The organism is Ancylobacter sp., from assembly GCF_965229075.1.
In the GTDB taxonomy this organism is placed as follows: domain Bacteria; phylum Pseudomonadota; class Alphaproteobacteria; order Rhizobiales; family Xanthobacteraceae; genus Ancylobacter.
Genome location: NZ_CBDDIO010000002.1, coordinates 3,478,283 through 3,498,152 on the forward strand (window position 1 = coordinate 3,478,283; position 19,870 = coordinate 3,498,152).

Below are 19,870 nucleotides of genomic sequence, written 5' to 3' on the forward strand. Positions count from 1 at the left end.
CGTCTCACGGAAGGCGAAGGGAAGGGCGAGTCGCGGCCAGTCTACAGCACCGGCAGCAGCCGGCGCACGATGAGGGCGGAAGACAGCGCCACCTCATCGACGAACTGGCGGAAATCGAAATGCGAATCGCGGCCGGCGAGGTCGGAAAGCGTACGCACCACCAGCCAGGGCACGCCAAAGGCCGTGGCGGCCTGCGCCATCGCCGCGCCCTCCATTTCGACCGCGATGCCGCCCAATTCGCGGAACAGCCGCTCGCGCAGCGTCTCGGAATTGATGAACTGGTCGCCGGTCAGGATACGGCCAAAATGCAGACGGGGCGGGCGCTCGCTGCCGGCGGCGGAGAGCGGGGCGAGCGACATCTCGCTGAGCGCCGTGCGCACCCGCCCGATCAGATCGCCATCGGCGCTATGGCCGAGTTCCTCCTGCGGGCTGAAGAAGGGCAGGTGGCCGGCCTGATAGACCACGAAGCCTTCATCCGCGCCGTAATAGCCGGCATCGTGCTGCACCACATGGTCGGCGATCACCACATCGCCGATGGACAGCGCGGGATCGAGCCCGCCGGCGATGCCGGAGAACAGCAGCAGCCGGCAGTCGAACCGTTCCAGCAGCAGGGTGGCGGCGATGGCGGCGTTGACCTTGCCCATGCCGGCGCGCGCCAGCACCACCTGATGCCCGTCGAGCCGGCCGGCGTGAAACACCATGCCGGCGCGCTCGGTGATGTCAGTCGCCGTCAGATTGTCGGCGAGAAAGGCGAATTCCTGCGGAATGGCGCAGAGGACGCCAATCGGGCGCATCAGAGGGCGAAGCTGGTGCCGCAGCCGCACGAGGCGGTGGCGTGCGGATTGGCGATGCGGAACGAGGCGCCGATCAGGTCGTCGACGAAGTCGATATGCGAGCCCGACATATATTCCAGCGACACGGGGTCGATGACCACACTCGCCCCACCTTCGGCGATGACGATGTCGTCCGCCTCACGTTCGCGGGTGATGTCGAACTTGTACTGGAAGCCCGAGCAGCCGCCACCCTCCACGCTGACGCGCAGCATGGTCTCCGGCGGTTCGCCCTTGAGGATTTCGGCGATGCGCCGCGCCGCGCTGGCGGTGACGCCGACGGACGGGGCCGCGATGTCGGGCGATGGACCTGCGCTCATGTCGCACACTTCCCGTTGAATATGACCTGCCCGGATAGTTAAGTGCTGCCGCCCCCGAGTCAAAGGGGGCTTCTCGCAGAACGGGCAGGAGAGACGCGCATGGCGGTGGCCGGGGCGCAGCCGCGGGCGCCATGGGCGTCGAAGGCTGAGGAAAGCCGGGGACGCCTCTACCCCGAGGCCGGCGGCGACGCGCGCAGCGCCTTCCGCCGCGATGCCGACCGCATCATCCATTCCAGCGCCTTCCGCCGGCTGGCCTACAAGACGCAGGTGTTCTCCTATCACGAGGGCGACCATTACCGCACGAGGCTGACCCACACGCTGGAAGTGGTGCAGGTCGCGCGCTCGGTGGCGCGGGCGCTCGGCCTTGATGAGGATCTGAGCGAGGCACTGGCGCTGGCGCATGATCTCGGTCATCCGCCCTTCGCCCATGCAGGCGAGCGCGTGCTCGACGCCTGCATGGCGGCCTATGGCGGCTTCGATCACAATGCGCAGTCGCTGCGCGTGGTGACGCGGCTGGAGAACCGCTACCCCGATTTCGACGGTCTGAACCTGTGCTGGGAGGCGCATGAGGGCATCGTCAAGCACAACGGCCCCCAGCGCGCGCCGCTGCCGCACGCCATCGAGGTGCATGCCGAGCGGCAGGACCTCTGGCTGTGGAGCTGGCCTTCCGCCGAGGCGCAGGTCGCTGCCCTTGCCGACGACATCGCCTATGACGTGCACGACCTCGATGACGGGCTGCGCGCCGGCCTGTTCGGTCTCGACGAACTGGCCGAGCTGCCACTGGTCGGGTCGATCCTCACGGATATCCGCGCCAACTGGCCGAATCTCGACCGCGCCCGGCTTTTTCATGAGCTGGGACGGCGGATGATCACCGTGCTGATCGGCGACGTGGTCGCCGAGAGCCGTCGGCGGATCGCCCTCGCGCAGCCCGCCGACGCCGACGCCCTGCGCCGGCTCGGTCATGCCGTGGTGGGATTCTCAGGGGAGACGGCGGCGGCGGAAAAGGCGATCAAGGCGTTCCTGTTTCCGCGCATGTACCGCCACCCCCGGGTGATGGCGGCGATGGACGCGGCCGGGGCGGTGGTGCGTGACTTGTTCGCCCGCTACATGGCCGATACTGCCGCCCTGCCGGAGGAGTGGCGGGCCAGTGTCGAGGGCCGCAGCGAGGTGGCACGCGCCCGGCGGATCGCCGATTTTCTCGCCGGCCAGACCGACCGCTACGCCCTCGCCGAGCATGCCCGGCTCTTTGACAGGGCACCGGAACTGCGGTAGCGGCAGCGGCCCCTTTGGGTCTGGCCGCGCCGGGAGTCTTCCGTCATGAACCTTTTCGCCCTGTTCGCCGATCACGTCCGCGACGCCCTTGCCGGGCTCGCGCGCGAAGGGGTGGTGCCCGCCGGGGTCGATACGGCGCGCGTTGTCGTGGAGCCGCCGCGCGACGCCTCCCATGGCGACCTCTCCACCAATGCGGCGATGGTGCTCGCCAAGGAGGCCGGGCTGAAGCCGCGCGACCTCGCGGAGAAGCTTTCGGCCAAGCTCGCCGCGCTGCCCGGTGTCGCGAAGGTGGACGTGGCCGGCCCGGGCTTCATCAATCTGACGCTGGACGGTTCCTACTGGCCGCAGGTGCTCGCTGCCGTGCTGGTTCAGGGCCGTGACTACGGCCGCTCGCAGGTGGGTGGCGGCCAGCCGATCAATGTCGAATATGTCTCGGCCAACCCCACTGGCCCGATGCATGTCGGCCATTGCCGCGGCGCCGTCTTCGGCGACGCGCTGGCCAATCTGCTGGCCTTTGCCGGCTGGAAGGTAACGCGGGAATATTACATCAACGACGCAGGAGCGCAGGTGGATGTGCTCGCCCGCTCCGCCTTCCTGCGCTACCGCGAGGCGCTGGGCGAGACGATCAGCATTCCCGAGGGGCTCTATCCCGGCGATTATCTCGTCCCCGTCGGCAAGGCGCTGGTGACGAAATACGGCCGCACGCTGCTCGACAAGCCGGAAGAGGAATGGCTGCCGGCGGTGCGCGCCGTCGCCATCGACGCGATGATGGCGATGATCCGCGCCGATCTCGCTGCCCTCAACATCCATCACGAGACGTTCTTCTCCGAGCGGACGCTGCATGCCCGGCCGGACGGCGCGCCGAGCATCATCGACCGGCTGCTGGAAACGCTGCGGGCGCGCGATCTCGTCTATGAGGGGCGCCTGGCGCCGCCCAAGGGCCAGCCGGTGGAGGACTGGGAGGACCGCGAGCAGACGCTGTTCCGCGCCACGCAGTTCGGCGACGATGTCGACCGTCCGCTGATGAAGTCGGACGGCGCCTATACGTATTTCGCCGCCGACATCGCCTATCACAAGGACAAGTTCGATCGCGGCTTCAAGCGGATGATCGACATCTGGGGCGCCGACCATGGCGGCTATGTCAAGCGCATGCAGGCGGCGGTGAAAGCCGCCTCCGACGGCGAAGCCAGCCTTGATGTCGAGCTGTGCCAGCTGGTGCGGCTGCTGCGCAATGGCGAGCCGGTGAAGATGTCGAAGCGCTCCGGCGACTTCGTCACCCTGCGCGACGTGGTCGACGAGGTCGGCCGCGACGCGGTGCGGTTCATGATGATCAACCGCAAGAACGACGCGGTGCTCGACTTCGATCTGGCCAGAGTGATCGAGCAGTCGCGCGATAATCCGGTGTTCTATGTGCAGTACGCGCATGCCCGGGCCTGCTCGATCCTGCGCAACGCGGCGCAGGCTTTCGCCGACCTGCCGTCGGCGCCGGCCGATTTCGCCGGCGCGGCGCTGTCGCGTCTCGACGATGAAGGGGAAGTCGGCCTCGCCCGCCTCATCGCCAATTATCCGCGCCTGATCGAGCAGGCGGCCCCGGCGCGCGAGCCGCACCGGCTCGCCTTTTATCTCTACGATCTCGCCAGCGCCCTGCACGGACAGTGGAATCGCGGAAAGGATCTGCCTCATTTACGCTTCATTATCGAAGATGATCGAGAGTTGACCTATGCGCGGCTGGCTTTGGTGCACGCCGTCGCGCTGATCATCGCTTCAGGACTTTCCATTCTTGGAGTCGATGCTCCCGAAGAAATGCGGTGAGCGCGTTCGCGACGGTTCGTTCGACCTGCCGCTCCCGTGATGCCGCCCGATGGGCGGTCCTGGTGTTGAACGTGGCGAACAGGTTCTGAAGATGGGCAATGAGAACATGCGTGACCGGCCGGAAAACGGCGCCGAGGACCCGCTTGCCGAACTTGCGCGTCTGATGGCCCAGGAGGACGATTTCGCCGAGCTGCTGCGCCAGTCGCCGCCCGCGCGGACGGCCACCCCGCCCCAGCCCCCGGCCGCCCCTTCGGGCCGGCCCATGTCCCCCCCGCCCACCCGTCCGCCGCTGACGGCGCGCCGTCCCACCGATGAAGCGCGTCCCGCCCCCGGTTCCTTCGCCGCGCTGGCGGCAGAGGTCTATGGTGAGGGCGTGTCGCGTGGAGCGCCGCCGCGTCCGGGTTCGGAGTATCAGGCGCCCGACGCCCATCGCGAACCGGCCCGTGGCGAGCGGCCCGATCCGCGCGCGCCCTATGTCCCGCCGCGTCCGCAGGTGACCGAGGCTGGCCGCCGCATGCCTGCCCCGAATGCGGCCCCCGCGGCGCCGCAGCGGCCGCTGCCGACCCGGCCCGAAGCTCCCCGACCCGAGGCGGCGCGTGCTCCCTCGCCGCGCCCGATGACGGCGGCGGACATGGCGCGCCAGGAAGCGCTGCGTCAAGAAGCGCTGCGCCAGGATGCCGTTCGCCAAGAGGCTTCGCGCCCGGAGGCTTCCCGTCCTGATCTTGGCCGCCAGGAAGCGGCACGTCAGGAAGCCGCGCGTCAGGAGGCCGCCCGTCAGGAAGCGATGCGCCGTGAGGCGCTGCGGCAGGAAGCCGTGCGCCAGGATGCGGCACGCCAAGATGCGGCACGTCAGGACGCGGCCCGTCAGGAGGCTGCGCGCCAGCAGGCTGCGCGTCAGGAGAGTGCCCGTCGCGAGGCGGCCGCGCAGGCTGCAGCGGCTCCTTCGGCGGGCAGCGGGGATGAGGCCGCCGACACCCGTATTCCGGCCTGGATGACCCGCGCCACGGCCGCGGCTCGCGCCGTCGATGCGCCGGCCCCCGCGGCGCCGCCGGCCGGCTCGGCGGCCCAAGGCCGTCCCGCCAGCCCTCAGCACCCGGTCGATCTCGACGAGGATGCTTATGATTACGGGCGTTCCGCTGGCGACTACCCGGCGGAGGCCGACGCCTATGACGATTATGCGCCGGAGGAACTGGCGCCCAAGGGCCTCGACCGCAAGCGCCTGCTGATGATCGGCGGGGCCGTGGTGGTGTTCATCGGTGCCGCCGCCATCGGCTATAGCCTGATGTCCGGCCGCTCGACCTCCACTGTCGCCGGCGCTCCGCCGGTCATCCGCGCCGATCAGGGGCCGAACAAGGTGGTTCCCAACCAGCCGGCGGCGGCGGAACAGAGCGCCGATGGCCAAAAGCTGATCTATGACCGCGTCGGTGGCGCCACCACCGGCAATGAGCAGGTGGTATCGAGCGAGGAGCAGCCGGTCGACGTGTCGCAGGCGGCGCAGCCGCAGCCGCGCGTCATCCAGACCTCGCCGTCCAATGCCTCGCAGCCCGGCTCCGGCGAACCCAAGCGCGTGCGCACCCTCACCGTCCGCGCCGATGGCACGGTGGTGGAGGTGCCGGCCCCGGCCGCGCCGGTGCCCCCCGGCGCTTCGGCCGCTCCCGCCGGCAATCCCGTGGCGCTGAACATGGGCGCGGGCGGCACTGTGCCGACCTCGCCCACGCCGCTCGCCGCGACGCCCTCCATCGTCGAGAACATGCCCGCGGACGCGGCGCCCGCGCCGGCCCCGGCTGCCGCCCCACGCGCGGCGGCCCCCGCGCCGGCCGCGCCGCCCGCCCGTACAGCTGCGGCGCCTGCGGCGACGTCGAGCACGTCGTCGGTGCCTGCGGGTGCCTATGTCGTGCAGATCGCCTCGGTTCGCTCCGAGGCCGAAGCGCAGGCGACCTGGCGCAGCGCGCAGACCCGCTACGCCGATCTGCTGCGCGGCCAGCCGTTCAGCACCAAGCGGGCCGATCTCGGCGACAAGGGCATCTATTACCGGGCACAGGTGGGCAATTTCAGCTCGCGTGACGGCGCGGTGAGCCTGTGCGAAGCCCTGCGCGCCCAGGGCACGACCTGCATGGTCACCCGCAACTGAGCCGCCGGAACCTCATGACCGCCTCGCCCGCGCCGCGCGCCTTCATCACCGGCTGCGCCGGCACCGTGCTCACCCCTGATGAGGTCGCCTTCCTGGAGGAGGCGGCGCCGTGGGGGCTGATCCTGTTCCGCCGCAATGTCGAGAGCCCCGCCCAGGTGGCGGCGCTTGTCGCCGCGTTTCGTGCCACCGTGGGCCGCCCCGACGCGCCGGTGCTGATTGACCAGGAAGGTGGGCGGGTTCAACGCCTCGCCCCACCGCACTGGCCGGCCTATCCGCCGGCGGACGTGTTCGCGCGCCGCGCCGAGGCGGGTGACACGGACGGTGCGGCCGAGGCCGCCCGGCTCGGCGCCCGGCTGATGGCGGCCGATCTCGCGGCGCTCGGCATCACCGTCGATTGCGTGCCCTGCGCCGATCTGCGCCTGCCCGAAGGCCATGGCATCATCGGCGACCGCGCCTATGGCGCGACGCCGCCGCAGGTGGCGCATCTCGCCCGCGCGGCGGCCGAAGGGCTGATGAGCGGTGGCGTGCTCCCGGTGCTCAAGCACATTCCCGGCCATGGCCGCGCCCGTGCCGACAGCCATGAGAGCCTGCCGGTGGTCGAGACCTCCCGTGCCGAGCTGGAAGCGACCGATTTCGCCCCGTTCCGCGCGCTTGCCGACCTGCCGCTTGGCATGACGGCGCATGTCGTCTATGCCGCCATCGACCCCGACCGCCCGGCGACGACCTCACCCATGGTGATCGCCGAGATCATCCGCGGCCATATCGGCTTCGACGGCGCCCTGATGAGCGACGATCTCTCCATGGGCGCTCTGGCGGGGTCGCTCGCGCACCGCGCCGAGGCGTCCTTCGCCGCCGGCTGCGACCTCGCGCTGCACTGCAATGGCCGGCTGGACGAGATGACCGAAGTGGCCTCTCGCTCGCCGCTGCTCGCGGGCGAGGCGGCCCGGCGCTGCGCGGGCGCGCTCGCACGTCTGGCGGCGCCGGAGGAAATCGCCCTGGATGAGGCACGGACGCGTTTTTCGGCTATGATCGCGGCGTCCTGAACGTCGTTCGCGGTTCCTGATGGTCCAAAGCCAGTTCTCCTTCGATGCCGACGCCGCGCGCCAGGCGGGCGAGCCCGCTCTGGTGGTGGATGTCGACGGCTTCGAAGGGCCGCTCGACCTGCTGCTGGCGCTGGCGCGCACGCAGAAGGTGGACCTGCACCGCATCTCCATCCTCCAGCTTGCCGAGCAGTATCTGCATTTCGTCGAGGAGGCGCGCCGTATCCGGCTGGAACTGGCGGCCGACTATCTCGTCATGGCGGCCTGGCTCGCCTATCTCAAATCGCGCCTGCTGCTTCCCGACCCGCCGAAGGAGGAGGGGCCGAGCGCGTCCGATCTCGCCGCCGATCTCGCCGAGCGGCTGCGCCGGCTGGAGCAGATACGCGCCGCCGCCGCGCATCTCGCCACCCGCGACCGTGTTGGCCACGAGGTTTTCACGCGCGGGGCGCCAGAGCCGCTGCAGGCGGCCGGTCCCATCGTCTATGAGGCGACGCTCTATGATCTGCTCGCCGCTTACGGAGCCCAACGCCAGAAGATGGCGCTGTCGCAGGTTCGCTTTCCGCCGCGCAGCGTGATCTCGCTGGCCGAGGCGCGCGAGCGGCTGGAGCGGCTCCTGGGGCGGCTGGCGCTGCATGGCGAATGGTCGCGGCTCGACGGTTTCCTGCTCAACTGGATCGCCGATCCCAAGATGCGCGCGACCGCGCTCGCCTCCGGCTTCTCGGCGACGCTGGAAATGGTGCGCGAAGGGCTGATCGACGTGCAGCAGGAGGAGAGCTTCGCGCCGATCTGGATCCGCAGCCGGCGCGACGCGCCGGAGGAGGGCGCATGAGCGCCGAGGCGGCCCGCAGCCCCGTACCGGAGCCGGCGGAAGAGGCGCCGCGCGTGCCGGGACGCGATCCGGACCTGCGCCTGCTCGAAGCCATGCTGTTTGCCGCCGGCGAGCCGCTGGACGAAGCGACCATGGCCGCACGCCTGCCCGAGGGTGCGGATGTGCGGGCGCTGCTCGCCACTCTTTCTGCCGACTATGCCGACCGCGGCTTCAATCTCGCGCGGGTGGCCGGCAAATGGATGCTGCGCACGGCGCCCGATCTCGGCTTCCTGCTCGCCCGCGACAAGCCGGAGCCGCGCCGGCTCTCGCGCGCGGCGCTGGAGACGCTGGCGATCATCGCCTATCACCAGCCCGTCACCCGCGCCGAGATCGAGGAAATTCGCGGCGTTTCCACCAACAAGGGCACGCTCGACGTGCTGCTCGCCGCCGGCTGGGTGCGGCTCCGCGGGCGGCGGCGCAGCCCCGGGCGGCCGGTGACCTATGGCACCACCGAGACCTTCCTCGTGCATTATGGCCTCGACACCATCCAGGACCTGCCGGGCCTCGATGAGTTGCGCGGCACCGGGATGATCGATTCGCGCGTCGCCGCCGGCCTCACCGTGCCGCTGCCCAGCGACGCGCCCGACCTGAAGGACGACGAAGACCCGCTGGAGCCGGAATTCGAGCTGTCCTTCGCGCACGAGCCGGATGGCGACGACGATCCGGACGACTGAAAGAGCCCCCATGCTGACAGAATCAGGTAGCGCCATGCCGTCCCAACCCTCTCGCACGCCGGTCTCGCTCGCCAGCCGGCTGGTGCTGGAGGAGGTGCGTCATGGCTATGGCGAGGTGGAAGCGGTGCGCGGCGTCAGCCTCACCGTGGAGCCGGGCGAAATCCTCTGCCTGCTCGGCCAGTCCGGCTGCGGCAAGACCACGCTGCTGCGGCTGATCGCCGGCATCGAGCGGCCGAGCCACGGGCGAATCCTGCTCGACCGGCAGGTGGTGGCTGGTCCCGACGCGTTCGTGCCGCCGGAAAAGCGCGCCATCGGGCTGGTGTTCCAGGACTATGCGCTGTTCCCCCACCTCACAAATGTGGAAAACGTCGCCTTCGGCCTGCGCCGTCTGGGCCCTTCCGGGGCGCATGACGAGGCGATGCGGGCGCTGGAACGGGTGCGCCTTGCGGCTTACGCGGAAAACTATCCACATGCTTTGTCGGGCGGCGAGCAGCAGCGCGTGGCGCTCGCCCGCGCGCTCGTGCCGCGCCCCGGCATTCTCCTTATGGACGAACCGTTCTCCGGCCTCGACAGTCGGCTTCGGGGCAGTGTGCGTAGCGAAACGCTGAAGGTTCTGCGCGATGCCCGCGCCACCTGCATCATCGTCACCCACGACCCGGAAGAGGCGATGCGGCTCGGCGACCGCATCGCGCTGATGCGCAAGGGGCAGCTGGTTCAGGTCGGCGCGCCAGAAGAACTCTACCGCCATCCCGCCGATCTCGAAGTGGCGCGTTTCTTTTGCGAAATCAATGAGGTGGAGGGCGTGGTGCGCCAAGGTCGGGTGGACACGCCGCTCGGCAGTTTCCCCGCTCCCGGCCTTGCCGAGGGGGAGGCGGCCACAGTGGCCATCCGCCCGCAGGGTGTCGAGCTGAAGGCGCCCGGCTCCGGCGTCAGGGGGCGAATCGTCCATCACCGCTTCCTCGGCGAACTCGACCTTTACGAGGTGGCGGTGGAGGGGCTGGACCGGCCATTGGTCGCACGCCGCCGCCCGACCGCCGGCCTATTACGTGGGCATGACGTCGGAGTGAACATCGAGCCGGCCGAGGTTCTTGTCTTCGCCACGGGCCGGCCCTAGTGTCCGGGTTGAATTGCGATGCGCGGCTGCAAGGGGCCGGCGGCGCTTCGGGCAAGGGAGTTTTGTGATGGGTTCTCTCAGCATCTGGCACTGGATCATCGTGCTGGTGGTCGTGCTCCTCCTCTTCGGTCGCGGTAAGCTGTCCGAGCTGATGGGCGATGCCGCCAAGGGCATCAAGGCGTTCAAGAAGGGCATGGCGGACGACGACGACACGGCGGCCAAGCCCGGCGAGCCGGCGCGCTCGCTCGATCACCAGCCGAAGGTGGAAGCCGAGCGGACCAAGGTCGGCTGATTTCCGGCCTCGGCTTCTCGATCGGGGAGGGTCGCGTTTCGCGGCCCCGCATGATGTATGCTTGATATCGGCTGGTCGGAATTTCTCGTCATCGGCGTGGTCGCCCTTGTGGTGATCGGGCCGAAGGAGTTGCCGCGCGTGCTCCGCACCATGGGGCAGGGCGTGCGCAAGCTGCGCCATATGGCGGGCGAGTTCCAGGGACAGTTCAACGAGGCGCTGCGTGAGGCGGAGCTTTCCGACCTCAAGGACAGCGTCAGCGGGCTGCGCAACGATCTTTCCGGCCTCGCCAGCAATGCGCGCGAGTCGCTTGCCAAGGCGCTGCCGACCAATCCGCTGCAGGACATCGAAACCGAGCTGAAGGCGCCGACCGGCAGCGTTGAAGCCGGCAGCAGCCTGCCGCCCGCCGACACGGCCGAGACGGCGCTGCCCGCGCCCGGTGACCTTGAGCCCCACCCGTTCGAGACGGTGGAGGACGAGGTACGCAGCGCGGCGGCCGGGCTTGACGCCGTGGCGCCCGTCGCACCGTCTACCGCACCTGTTGCATCCGCCGCGCCGGTGACGGCTGCGACCCCTGCACCGGCCGCGACCCCGCCCGCCGCGACGCCGGGCGCACCCGCCCCGGCGGTGCCATCGGCATCGGCCCCGGCCGCTCCGGCAGCAGCGTCGCCTGCGGCGCCCGCTCCCATCGCGGCCGCTCCTGCGGCCCCGCGTCCGCAGACGGCGGCTGAGCCTGCAAAGGACACCGAGGTCGCTCCCGCCGCCGTGCCTGCGGCGCCTAAGCCGAAGCGCGTGCGCACGTCTGCGGCGAAGGCGGCTGTACCTCCGGAGGACGCGGTCCCGACCGACCCGCCACCGGTGGACGCGGCGCCGAAGCCCGCTACCCGCCGTCCCCGCAAGCCGGCCGCCGTCGCCGAAGTGGCCGAGCCGGGACTGTTCGAGGCCGTCTCCTCGCTCGATCAGCCCGCCGCCGCACCCGCCGCCAAGCGGCCGGCCAAACCGCGCGTCAAGGTCAAGCCGGCCTCCGGCAATGAAGGGCCGGCCACATGAGCCAGGAAGACATCGACGCCTCCAAGGCGCCGCTGATCGAACATCTGATCGAGCTGCGCGCCCGCCTGATCAAGTCGCTGATCGCGTTCTTCATCGCGTTCTTCGGCTGCTTCATGCTGGGCAAGTTCATCTACAACATCCTGCTCTGGCCCTATGAATTCGCGGCCGGCGGCACCGAGCATGTGAAGCTCATCTACACCGCGCCGCAGGAATTCCTGTTCACCCAGATCAAGCTCGGCATGTTCGGGGCGGCGTTCATCTCCTTCCCCATCGTGGCGACGCAGATCTACATGTTCGTCGCGCCGGGGCTCTACAGCCACGAGAAGAACGCCTTCCGGCCCTATCTGATCGCGACGCCGGTGTGCTTCCTCATCGGCGCGGCCTTCGTCTATTTCGTCGCCATGCCGCTGGCGATGACCTATTTCCTCTCCATGCAGCAGATGGCGGGGCCGGGCTCGCCGGAAATCTCCATGCTGCCGCAGGTGAGCGAGTATCTCTCGCTCATCATGACGCTGATCTTCGCCTTCGGCATTTGCTTCCAGCTTCCGGTGATCCTCACGCTGCTGGCGCAGATCGGCGTGGTCACGTCGGACCAGCTGAAGAAGGCGCGGCGCTACGCCATTGTCGGCGTGTTCATCCTCGCGGCGGTGCTGACGCCGCCCGACGTGGTGAGCCAGTTCGCCCTCGCCATCCCGACCCTGCTGCTCTACGAGGTCTCGGTCTTCCTGGTGCGTATGGTCGAGAAGAAGAAGCGCGCGGCAGAAGCGGCGGCCGACGCGGCCGTGTGATCCCAAGCGGCATCCTTCGAGGCCCGGCTTTGCCGGGCACCTCAGGATGACGTTGCTCCGGCATGGCGCGGCCCCGTCATGCTGAGGTGCGAGCGAAGCGAGCCTCGAAGCACGCACGCCCCCACGCGCTTTCGCCACGCCGCACTTGTCCCCGCCTTCCCGATTGGCTACGTCCCTCCCGTTCCGGCGCGAGGCCGGGAGCGGCGTTTGAAGGCGAGACTGCCATGCACGACATCAAGTGGATCCGCGAAGAGCCGAACGGGCTCGTCAACGCGCTGGTGCGGCGCGGCACCGATGCCTCGGAAGCGCAGGCGCTGGTCGAGGGGCTGATCGCCCTCGACGAGACCCGCCGTTCCGGCATCGTGAAGCTGGAAGAGCTGCAGGCCCGCCGCAACGCCGCCTCCAAGGAGATCGGCGCGGCCAAGAAGGCGGGCGAAAACGACCGCGCCGAGGCGCTGATGGCCGAGGTCGGCGCGCTGAAGACCGACATTCCCGCACTGGAAGAGCAGGTGAAGGCGGCCGAGACCGACCTGCACAACCGGCTCGCCGCCATTCCCAACGTGCCGCTGGACGTGGTGCCCGAGGGCAAGGACGAGCACGACAATGTCGAGATCGCCCTCGTCGGGCAGAAGATCGGCTTCCCCTTCGTGCCGAAGCAGCATTTCGAGATCGGCGAAGGCCTCGGCCAGATGGATTTCGAGGCGGCGGCAAAGCTCTCCGGCGCGCGCTTCGTGGTGCTGAAGAACAAGCTGGCGCGGCTGGAGCGCGCCATCGGCCAGTTCTTCATCAACACCCACACCGAGGAACACGGCTACACGGAAGTGGCGCCGCCGGTGCTGGTCAAGGACGAGGCCATGTTCGGCACCGCCCAGCTGCCGAAGTTCCGCGAGGATCAGTTCCGCGCCGGTGAGGACTTCTGGCTCATCCCCACCGCCGAAGTGCCGCTGACCAATCTCGTCGCCCAGTCCATCCTCTCCGAGGAAGAGCTGCCGCTGCGCTTCACCGCGCTCACCCCCTGCTTCCGCGCCGAGGCGGGGTCGGCGGGGCGCGATACGCGCGGCATGATCCGCCAGCACCAGTTCAACAAGGTGGAGATGGTCTCCATCACCACGCCGGAACAGTCGGCGGACGAGCATGAGCGCATGCTCGCCTGTGCGCAGGCGGTGCTGAAGAAGCTCGGCCTGCATTTTCGCGTGGTCACGCTCTGCACCGGCGACATGGGCTTCGCCTCGGCCAAGACCTATGACATCGAGGTCTGGCTGCCCGGCCAGAACGCCTTCCGCGAGATTTCCTCCTGCTCCACCTGCACTGATTTCCAGGCGCGGCGGATGAATGCGCGCTACCGCCCGGCGGGCGCCAAGGCGCCGCGCTACCTGCACACGCTCAACGGTTCGGGCGTCGCGGTCGGCCGGGCGATGGTGGCGATCCTGGAAAATTACCAGAACGAGGACGGCTCCGTCACGGTGCCGGACGTGCTGGTGCCCTATATGGGCGGGCTGACGCGGATCGAGCGCGCCTGAACCGGCCGCGTGCGGCGTCATCCCGGAAACGCCGTCAGGCGATATCCGGGATCGCGTGCAAATGGAGAAAGATCTCGGCTCTGCGCTTCGCTTCTGCCGGGATGACGTCGAACTTAACAAGCGAGGACAGATGCGCATCCTGGTGACGAATGACGACGGCATCCACGCGCCGGGGCTAGACGCCTGCGCCCGCATTGCCCGGGCGCTGTCCGACGATGTGTGGGTGGTGGCGCCGGAAACCGACCAGTCCGGCGTGTCGCATTCGCTCTCCCTGTCCGATCCGCTGCGGCTGCGGCAGGTGGAGGAGAAGCGCTTCGCGGTGAAGGGCACCCCCACCGATTGCGTCATCATGGCGGTGCGGCACCTCCTCGCCGACCACAAGCCCGATCTCGTGCTCTCCGGCGTCAATCGCGGCCAGAACGTGGCCGAGGATGTCGGCTATTCCGGCACGGTGGCCGGCGCGATGGAAGGCACGGTGCTCGGCATCCCCTCCATCGCCCTGTCGCAGGCCTATGGCTTCGAGACCCGCAAGGCGCCGCCCTATGATGTCGCCGAGCATTGGGGCCCGCAGGTGGTGCGCACGCTGCTGGAAGAGGGCATTCCGCCCGGCATCGTGGTCAATGTGAACTTCCCCAACCGCCCGGTGGACGAGGTGCGCGGCATCGCCGTCACCGCGCAGGGCCGGCGCGACCAGGATTTGCTGCGCATCGACGCGCGTAATGACGGAAGGGGAAACCCCTATTTCTGGATCGCCTTCGAGAAGCGTATCTTCGACACGGTCAACGGCTCGGACCTGCACGCGCTCGACGAGGGCTGCATTTCCGTCACGCCGCTGCGCCTCGACATGACCGACGAGCCGATGATGACGCGACTGGCTCAGGTCTTCGCCAAGCCCTCGGCGACCGCGAAGCCGCGCTGAGCCGGAGGCCCGGCGTTCCGGGCAGGGCAGGGGAGGTCGCCCGTGAGCGGCGCCGAGATAAGCGAGGATCTGCAGCGCGCCGAATTGCTGCTGGCACTGCGCAAGCGCGGGATGCGCGAGTGGCAGGTGATGCGCGCCATGGAACAGGTGCCGCGCGAGCGCTTCGTCGAGCCGGCCTTCCGCCCCATCGCCTGGCGCGACCTCGCTCTGCCGCTCGATTGTGGCCAGACCATCAGCCAGCCCACCGTGGTGGCGCTGATGACCGAGGCGCTGGAACTCGGCCCTTCCCATAGCGTGCTGGAGATCGGCACCGGCTCCGGCTACCAGGCCGCCATCCTCGCCAGCATCGCCGGCCATGTGGTGACGCTGGAGCGCTTCCGCACGCTGGCGGACTCGGCGGCGCGGCGGCTGGCCGCGCTCGGCTATGCCAATGTCGAGGTACTGGTGGCCGACGGGCGCGAGGGGGCTCCCCAGCGCGCGCCGTTCGACCGCATCATCCTCACCGCCGCCGTGGAGGAAGTGCCCCCGGCGCTGTTCGAGCAACTGGCCATGGGGGGCATTCTGGTGGCCCCTGTCGGGCCGCCCGAGGCGACGCAGACTCTCATGCGCTACCGGCGTGGACTGCAGGGGCTGGAGACCCGCGAACTGGCGCGCGTGCGCTTCGTGCCGATGCTCGCGGGTGTCGCGGTAGTGCTCTGAGAATGCCGGGAATCCGCCATTTTTCCTGATGTGTACGGGTCGGCTTAAGCGGCTGTTTACCTGTACGCCGCATTAATCATCCCGAGTCCAGCGTTCGGGTGGGGTGCGATGCGTAAGTTTCTGAAGGTGTCCGGTGCCGGTCCCCTCATGCGGATTTCCGCCGTCGCTCTGATGGCAGCGGGAATGGCCGCGTGCAGTGCCGATTCCGCCCGGTTCAGCGCCAATCCGAACAGCAATCCCTTCGCCTCGCAGCCGACGTACACCGGCTCCGTCGTCGCCGCGCCGACCGGCGCGGTGCAGAGCGCGCCCATGGCGGCGGCGCCCGGCAATGGAGTGCCGCTGGCCCCGGTTCAGCAGACGGCGAGCGCATACCCCGCGCCCGGCGCCGCGCCGGCCCCCTATGGCGCGCAGTCCCCCTACGGCGCCCCGGCCTATGGCGCCCCGGTGGCGACCGCCCCTTATGGTGCGCCCGCGCAGCCGGCTTCCACGCAGGTTGCGGCGGCCCCGACGCATCTCTCTTCCCCCGTCCCTGCCCAGCCGGGCTATGGCGGCACGCAGCCGCTCTATGGCAGCCAGCCGCAGCCTCTCGCCGCCGCCACGCCGGCCCCCGTCCGCACCCCGCAGGTCGCGGCGTCCGGCGGTTCGCATGTGGTGGCACCGGGCGAGACGCTGAGCTCCATCGCCCGCAATTACGGCCTGACGCGCACCGAGCTCGCCAATGCCAATGGCATCGACTTCAACACGATGGTGCGCATCGGCCAGAAGCTGACCATTCCGGGTGCCTCGGGCGGGGCGGTGATCGCCGCCGCGCCGAAGCCCGCTGCCACGCCGGCGGCGCCGAAGCCGACGCCCGTCGTCGCCACCGCGCCGGCCGCGCCTGCTGCCACTCCCGCGCCGGTCGCCCAGGCTGCGGCGCCGAAGCCGCAGACGATCGCCGCCGTCAAGCCCTCCGAGACGCCGGACGAAATCCGCACCGCCGCTGCGGGTCCGCAGTTCCGCTGGCCGGTGCGCGGGCGCGTCATCTCCGGCTTCGGGCCGAAGCCGGGCGGCCAGCAGAATGAGGGCATCAACATCTCGGTGCCGGAAGGCACGGCGGTGAAGGCCGCCGAGGACGGCGTCGTCGCCTATGCCGGCAGCGAGCTGAAGGGTTATGGCAATCTCGTCCTCATCAAGCACGCCGATGGCTGGGTGACCGCCTATGCCAATAACAGCGCGCTGGACGTGAAGAAGGGCGATACGGTCAAGCGCGGCCAGGTGATCGCCAAGGCCGGCCAGACCGGCAATGTCTCCTCGCCGCAGCTGCATTTCGAGATCCGCAAGGGCTCGCAGCCGGTCGACCCGTCGCAGTACCTCGCCGGCCTCTGAGCCGCCGCCTCTCTCCCAAGAGAAGATTTCATGGCGGAGCCGCAGTGCTCCGCCATTCGTTTCCGGCGCGACGTTTGGACCTTGGCGCCGGTCAGCGCGGGGCGGCCGGCGGTTCTGTCAGGGCCACGCCCAGCCGCCCCGCGACATCCTGCACATATTGCCAGGCCGTCCGCCCCGAACGCGCCCCGCGCGTGGTGGACCATTCCAGCGCTTCCTGCCGCAGCGTCTCCGGCGCGATGGGAATCGCGAAATGCGCGACATAGCTGTCGATCATCGCGAGATAATCGTCCTGGCTGCATTTGTGGAAGCCGAGCCACAGGCCGAAACGGTCGGAGAGCGAGACCTTTTCTTCCACCGCCTCGCCGGGATTGATCGCCGTCGAGCGCTCGTTCTCCACCATCTCGCGCGCCAGGATATGGCGGCGGTTTGAAGTGGCGTAGAAGATCACATTCTCCGGCCGCCCTTCGATGCCGCCCTCCAGTACCGCTTTCAGCGACTTGTAGGAGGTGTCGTCGGCGTCGAAGGACAGGTCGTCGCAGAAGATGACGAATCGGAACGGCGCCGGCCGCACCAGGCTCATCAGCGCCGGCAGGGTCTCGATATCCTCACGGTGGATTTCCACCAGCTTGAGCGGCGGCTTGCCCTCGCGGGCCATCTCGGCATTCACGGAGGCGTGGGCGGCCTTCACCAGCGAGCTCTTGCCCATGCCGCGCGCGCCCCACAGCAGCGCATTGTTGGCCGGCAGGTCCCGGGCGAAGCGCAGCGTGTTGTCGAGCAGCAGGTCGCGGGTGCGCTCGATGCCCTTGAGCAGGTCCATCTCCACCCGGCTGACACGCGGCACGGCCTCAAGCCGGCGCTCGTCGGCGTGCCAGATGAAGGCGTCGGCCGCGGAGAAATCCGCCGTGGCCGGCCGGGCGGGGGCGATGCGTTCGAGCGCCTCGGCAATGCGGGTGAGAACGGCGCCGAGATCATCCGGTGTGTGCGTCATGGTGGGGCTCCTCCGCGAGGGGGAATAGTCCGTGCCGCGCCGGGGGACAAGAAGAACCGTAACGCCGGGTACGCTTTGCCCGCCGGATGCCGCGCACAGTGCGGTGAGGGCGTTTGCAATCGCCGGGCGCCTCAGTATAGTCCGCGCCGCTTCGCCGGGCCTTTCGCCCGCCTTCGATCGACGGACAAGGAACCGACATGTTGATTACGCCCGCCTATGCGCAGGCCGCCCCCGCCGCCGGCGGTACCGACATGCTGATGTCGCTGCTGCCCTTCGTGCTGATTTTCGTGATCATGTACTTCCTGATTCTGCGTCCGCAGCAGAAGAAGGTGAAGGCGCATCAGGAAATGGTGAAGAGCATCCGTCGCGGCGACACGGTCGTCACCTCGGGCGGTCTCATCGGCAAGGTGGCCCGGGTGATCGACGACAGCGAGATCGAGCTGCAGCTTTCCGAAGGCGTGAAGATCCGCCAGCTGCGTGGCATGATCTCCGAGGTTCGCGCCAAGGGCGAGCCGGCCAAGGAAGAAACCGAGTCCTGAGCGCTGACCTCTTGCGGCCGTAGCCGTTCGCGCGGCCGGAAGGAACCCCATGCTTTACTTCTCGAAATGGAAGGCGTTCGCGATCCTGGCGGTCTCGGCCATCATCTGTCTGATGGCCGTGCCGAGCCTGTTGTCGCAATCCGCCTATGACAGCCTGCCGCACGTCCTCCAGCGCAAGATCGTGCTGGGCCTCGACCTTCAGGGCGGGTCCTACATCGTCCTGCAGGTCGACGCCCAGTCCGTGCGCAAGATCCGCCTTGAGCATCTGCGCGACGACGCCCGTCGCGTGCTTCGTGATGCCAAGATTGGCTACACCGGCCTTGCCATTCAGGGCGACGCGGTGCAGGTGCGCATCCGCGACGGCCAGGATGTCGACGCGGCGCTGACCCAGCTGCGGGGCCTTGCCCAGCCGCTCGGCGGCGCGATGTCCACCAGCGGCCAGCTCGACACCGATGTCTCGCGCGATGGCAACACCATCTCGCTCTCGCCCACGACGGCGGGCATCCAGTCGCGCACCATCCAGGCGGTGTCGCAGTCCATCGAGATCATCCGCAAGCGTATCGACCAGCTCGGCACCACCGAACCGTCGATCCAGCGTCAGGGTGCCGACCGCATCCAGGTGCAGGTGCCCGGCCTGCAGGACCCGTCGCGCCTCAAGGCGCTGCTGGGCCAGACTGCGCAGCTGAGCTTCCGCCTCGTCGACAACACGATGAGCGCGCAGCAGGCGCTGCAGGGGCGCCCCCCCGCCGGCACCGACGTGCTCTATTCCCAGGACAACCCGCCGGTTCCCTATCTGATCGAGCAGCGCGTGCTGGTCGCCGGCGAGGATCTCACCGACGCGCAGCCGAGCTTCGACCCGACCACGCGCGAGCCGGTGGTAACGTTCCGCTTCAACACCAACGGCGCCCGCCGCTTCGCCGAGGCGACGCAGGCCAATGTCGGTCGGCCCTTCGCCATCATTCTCGACAACCACGTGATCTCGGCGCCGGTCATCCGCGAGCCGATCATGGGCGGTTCCGGCCAGATCAGCGGCAATTTCACCGTGCAGCAGGCGAATGATCTCGCCATCCTGCTGCGCGCCGGCGCGCTGCCGGTGCCGCTGCAGGTGGTGGAAGAGCGCACCGTCGGCCCCGGCCTCGGCGCGGATTCGATCCGGGCCGGCCTCATCGCCTCCATTGTCGGCGCGACGCTGGTGGCGCTGTTCATGGTGGCGACCTATGGCCTGTTCGGCGTCATCGCCAACATCGCGGTCGCGATCAATGTCGGCATGATCTTTGGCGTGCTGGCCATGCTGGGGGCGACACTGACCCTGCCCGGCATTGCCGGCGTGGTGCTCACCGTCGGCATCGCGGTCGATTCCAACGTGCTGATCTATGAGCGCATCCGCGAGGAGGCGAGGGCGGGACGCTCGGCGATCTCCGCCATCGACGCGGGCTTCTCGCGCGCCTTGGCGACCATCCTCGACTCCAACATCACCACCTTCATCGCGGCGGCAGTGCTGTTCTATGTCGGTTCCGGCCCGGTGCGCGGCTTCGCCATCACCTTCGGCATCGGCATCATCACCACCGTGTTCACCGCCTTCACGCTGACCCGCCTTATGGTGGCGCTGTGGGTGCGCTGGCAGCGCCCCCAGCGCGTGCCGATCTGAGAAA

The 19,870-nt window shown here is 69.1% G+C and carries 19 protein-coding genes; 16 read left to right on the plus strand and 3 right to left on the minus strand.

Going from position 1 to position 19,870, the window contains the following annotated elements; translation table 11 throughout:
- Nucleotides 1-41: 41 nt before the first annotated feature.
- Both ACO07Z_RS22140 and ACO07Z_RS22145 read right to left on the minus strand, forming a co-directional pair.
- Complete coding sequence (locus ACO07Z_RS22140) at nt 42-794, minus strand: 5'-methylthioadenosine/adenosylhomocysteine nucleosidase (RefSeq protein ID WP_421700674.1); 753 nt, start codon at nt 792-794, stop codon at nt 42-44.
- Nucleotides 794-1,150 carry a HesB/IscA family protein gene (locus tag ACO07Z_RS22145; protein ID WP_307018147.1) on the minus strand — a complete coding sequence of 119 codons (357 nt, stop codon included), beginning with the start codon at nt 1,148-1,150 and terminating at the stop codon, nt 794-796. The genes ACO07Z_RS22140 and ACO07Z_RS22145 overlap by 1 nt, the downstream gene beginning before the upstream one ends.
- Before the next feature lie 99 nt (nt 1,151-1,249).
- On the opposite strand from ACO07Z_RS22145, the gene ACO07Z_RS22150 reads away from it, so the two are divergent.
- The 14 genes from ACO07Z_RS22150 (at nt 1,250) to ACO07Z_RS22215 (ending at nt 16,691) form a co-directional block, all read left to right on the plus strand.
- Nucleotides 1,250-2,422 (plus strand): deoxyguanosinetriphosphate triphosphohydrolase, encoded by a 1,173-nt coding sequence (locus ACO07Z_RS22150; protein ID WP_421700675.1) that lies wholly within the window; start codon nt 1,250-1,252, stop codon nt 2,420-2,422.
- A gap of 45 nt (nt 2,423-2,467) precedes the next feature.
- Nucleotides 2,468-4,234 (plus strand): arginine--tRNA ligase, encoded by a 1,767-nt coding sequence (gene argS / locus ACO07Z_RS22155; RefSeq protein ID WP_421700676.1) that lies wholly within the window; start codon nt 2,468-2,470, stop codon nt 4,232-4,234.
- 91 nt (nt 4,235-4,325) lie between these two features.
- Entirely contained in the window at nt 4,326-6,365 is a 2,040-nt protein-coding gene (locus ACO07Z_RS22160; RefSeq protein WP_421700677.1) for an SPOR domain-containing protein, read from the plus strand.
- Nucleotides 6,366-6,379: 14 nt separating this feature from the next.
- Nucleotides 6,380-7,408: a beta-N-acetylhexosaminidase gene (nagZ, locus tag ACO07Z_RS22165; protein WP_421700678.1), complete on the plus strand. Its 1,029-nt coding sequence runs from the start codon at nt 6,380-6,382 to the stop codon at nt 7,406-7,408.
- A 19-nt stretch (nt 7,409-7,427) separates the two neighbouring features.
- Nucleotides 7,428-8,234: a segregation and condensation protein A gene (locus tag ACO07Z_RS22170; RefSeq protein WP_421700679.1), complete on the plus strand. Its 807-nt coding sequence runs from the start codon at nt 7,428-7,430 to the stop codon at nt 8,232-8,234.
- Nucleotides 8,231-8,947 (plus strand): SMC-Scp complex subunit ScpB, encoded by a 717-nt coding sequence (gene scpB / locus ACO07Z_RS22175; protein WP_421700680.1) that lies wholly within the window; start codon nt 8,231-8,233, stop codon nt 8,945-8,947. The genes ACO07Z_RS22170 and scpB overlap by 4 nt, the downstream gene beginning before the upstream one ends.
- A 34-nt stretch (nt 8,948-8,981) precedes the next feature.
- Nucleotides 8,982-10,061: an ABC transporter ATP-binding protein gene (locus ACO07Z_RS22180; RefSeq protein ID WP_421700863.1), complete on the plus strand. Its 1,080-nt coding sequence runs from the start codon at nt 8,982-8,984 to the stop codon at nt 10,059-10,061.
- Nucleotides 10,062-10,128: 67 nt separating this feature from the next.
- Nucleotides 10,129-10,353 carry a twin-arginine translocase TatA/TatE family subunit gene (locus ACO07Z_RS22185; protein WP_421700681.1) on the plus strand — a complete coding sequence of 75 codons (225 nt, stop codon included), beginning with the start codon at nt 10,129-10,131 and terminating at the stop codon, nt 10,351-10,353.
- A 57-nt stretch (nt 10,354-10,410) separates the two neighbouring features.
- Nucleotides 10,411-11,400: a Sec-independent protein translocase protein TatB gene (gene tatB / locus ACO07Z_RS22190; RefSeq protein ID WP_421700682.1), complete on the plus strand. Its 990-nt coding sequence runs from the start codon at nt 10,411-10,413 to the stop codon at nt 11,398-11,400.
- Entirely contained in the window at nt 11,397-12,188 is a 792-nt protein-coding gene (gene tatC / locus ACO07Z_RS22195) for a twin-arginine translocase subunit TatC (protein WP_421700683.1), read from the plus strand. The genes tatB and tatC overlap by 4 nt, the downstream gene beginning before the upstream one ends.
- A gap of 224 nt (nt 12,189-12,412) precedes the next feature.
- A complete protein-coding gene (gene serS / locus ACO07Z_RS22200) occupies nt 12,413-13,708 on the plus strand; it encodes a serine--tRNA ligase (protein ID WP_421700684.1) in 1,296 nt (431 codons plus the stop codon).
- A gap of 130 nt (nt 13,709-13,838) precedes the next feature.
- Complete coding sequence (gene surE, locus ACO07Z_RS22205; RefSeq protein ID WP_421700685.1) at nt 13,839-14,627, plus strand: 5'/3'-nucleotidase SurE; 789 nt, start codon at nt 13,839-13,841, stop codon at nt 14,625-14,627.
- Between the two features lie 42 nt (nt 14,628-14,669).
- A complete protein-coding gene (locus ACO07Z_RS22210; protein ID WP_244376375.1) occupies nt 14,670-15,326 on the plus strand; it encodes a protein-L-isoaspartate(D-aspartate) O-methyltransferase in 657 nt (218 codons plus the stop codon).
- 108 nt (nt 15,327-15,434) lie between these two features.
- On the plus strand, nt 15,435-16,691 hold the full coding sequence (locus ACO07Z_RS22215) for a peptidoglycan DD-metalloendopeptidase family protein (RefSeq protein WP_421700686.1): 1,257 nt from the start codon (nt 15,435-15,437) through the stop codon (nt 16,689-16,691).
- A 91-nt stretch (nt 16,692-16,782) separates the two neighbouring features.
- Here ACO07Z_RS22215 and ACO07Z_RS22220 read toward each other — a convergent pair whose 3' ends face one another.
- Nucleotides 16,783-17,679, minus strand: coding sequence for an ATP-binding protein (locus ACO07Z_RS22220; RefSeq protein ID WP_421700687.1), 897 nt, complete (start codon nt 17,677-17,679; stop codon nt 16,783-16,785).
- 197 nt (nt 17,680-17,876) lie between these two features.
- On the opposite strand from ACO07Z_RS22220, the gene yajC reads away from it, so the two are divergent.
- On the plus strand, nt 17,877-18,218 hold the full coding sequence (gene yajC / locus ACO07Z_RS22225; RefSeq protein WP_421700688.1) for a preprotein translocase subunit YajC: 342 nt from the start codon (nt 17,877-17,879) through the stop codon (nt 18,216-18,218).
- Between the two features lie 49 nt (nt 18,219-18,267).
- Nucleotides 18,268-19,866 (plus strand): protein translocase subunit SecD, encoded by a 1,599-nt coding sequence (secD, locus tag ACO07Z_RS22230; RefSeq protein WP_421700689.1) that lies wholly within the window; start codon nt 18,268-18,270, stop codon nt 19,864-19,866.
- Nucleotides 19,867-19,870 lie beyond the last annotated feature (4 nt).

Bases quoted from the DNA above. Each gene is read 5' to 3' on its own strand.
- serS (WP_421700684.1), top strand. From the start codon at position 12,413: ATGCACGACATCAAGTGGATCCGCGAAGAGCCGAACGGGCTCGTCAAC.
- yajC (WP_421700688.1), top strand. From the start codon at position 17,877: ATGTTGATTACGCCCGCCTATGCGCAGGCCGCCCCCGCCGCCGGCGGT.
- ACO07Z_RS22180 (WP_421700863.1), top strand. From the start codon at position 8,982: ATGCCGTCCCAACCCTCTCGCACGCCGGTCTCGCTCGCCAGCCGGCTG.
- ACO07Z_RS22215 (WP_421700686.1), top strand. From the start codon at position 15,435: ATGCGTAAGTTTCTGAAGGTGTCCGGTGCCGGTCCCCTCATGCGGATT.
- surE (WP_421700685.1), top strand. From the start codon at position 13,839: ATGCGCATCCTGGTGACGAATGACGACGGCATCCACGCGCCGGGGCTA.
- ACO07Z_RS22185 (WP_421700681.1), top strand. From the start codon at position 10,129: ATGGGTTCTCTCAGCATCTGGCACTGGATCATCGTGCTGGTGGTCGTG.
- ACO07Z_RS22145 (WP_307018147.1), bottom strand. From the start codon at position 1,150: ATGAGCGCAGGTCCATCGCCCGACATCGCGGCCCCGTCCGTCGGCGTC.
- scpB (WP_421700680.1), top strand. From the start codon at position 8,231: ATGAGCGCCGAGGCGGCCCGCAGCCCCGTACCGGAGCCGGCGGAAGAG.
- ACO07Z_RS22140 (WP_421700674.1), bottom strand. From the start codon at position 794: ATGCGCCCGATTGGCGTCCTCTGCGCCATTCCGCAGGAATTCGCCTTT.
- tatC (WP_421700683.1), top strand. From the start codon at position 11,397: ATGAGCCAGGAAGACATCGACGCCTCCAAGGCGCCGCTGATCGAACAT.
- ACO07Z_RS22150 (WP_421700675.1), top strand. From the start codon at position 1,250: ATGGCGGTGGCCGGGGCGCAGCCGCGGGCGCCATGGGCGTCGAAGGCT.
- nagZ (WP_421700678.1), top strand. From the start codon at position 6,380: ATGACCGCCTCGCCCGCGCCGCGCGCCTTCATCACCGGCTGCGCCGGC.
- tatB (WP_421700682.1), top strand. From the start codon at position 10,411: ATGCTTGATATCGGCTGGTCGGAATTTCTCGTCATCGGCGTGGTCGCC.
- secD (WP_421700689.1), top strand. From the start codon at position 18,268: ATGCTTTACTTCTCGAAATGGAAGGCGTTCGCGATCCTGGCGGTCTCG.
- argS (WP_421700676.1), top strand. From the start codon at position 2,468: ATGAACCTTTTCGCCCTGTTCGCCGATCACGTCCGCGACGCCCTTGCC.
- ACO07Z_RS22220 (WP_421700687.1), bottom strand. From the start codon at position 17,679: ATGACGCACACACCGGATGATCTCGGCGCCGTTCTCACCCGCATTGCC.
- ACO07Z_RS22160 (WP_421700677.1), top strand. From the start codon at position 4,326: ATGGGCAATGAGAACATGCGTGACCGGCCGGAAAACGGCGCCGAGGAC.
- ACO07Z_RS22170 (WP_421700679.1), top strand. From the start codon at position 7,428: ATGGTCCAAAGCCAGTTCTCCTTCGATGCCGACGCCGCGCGCCAGGCG.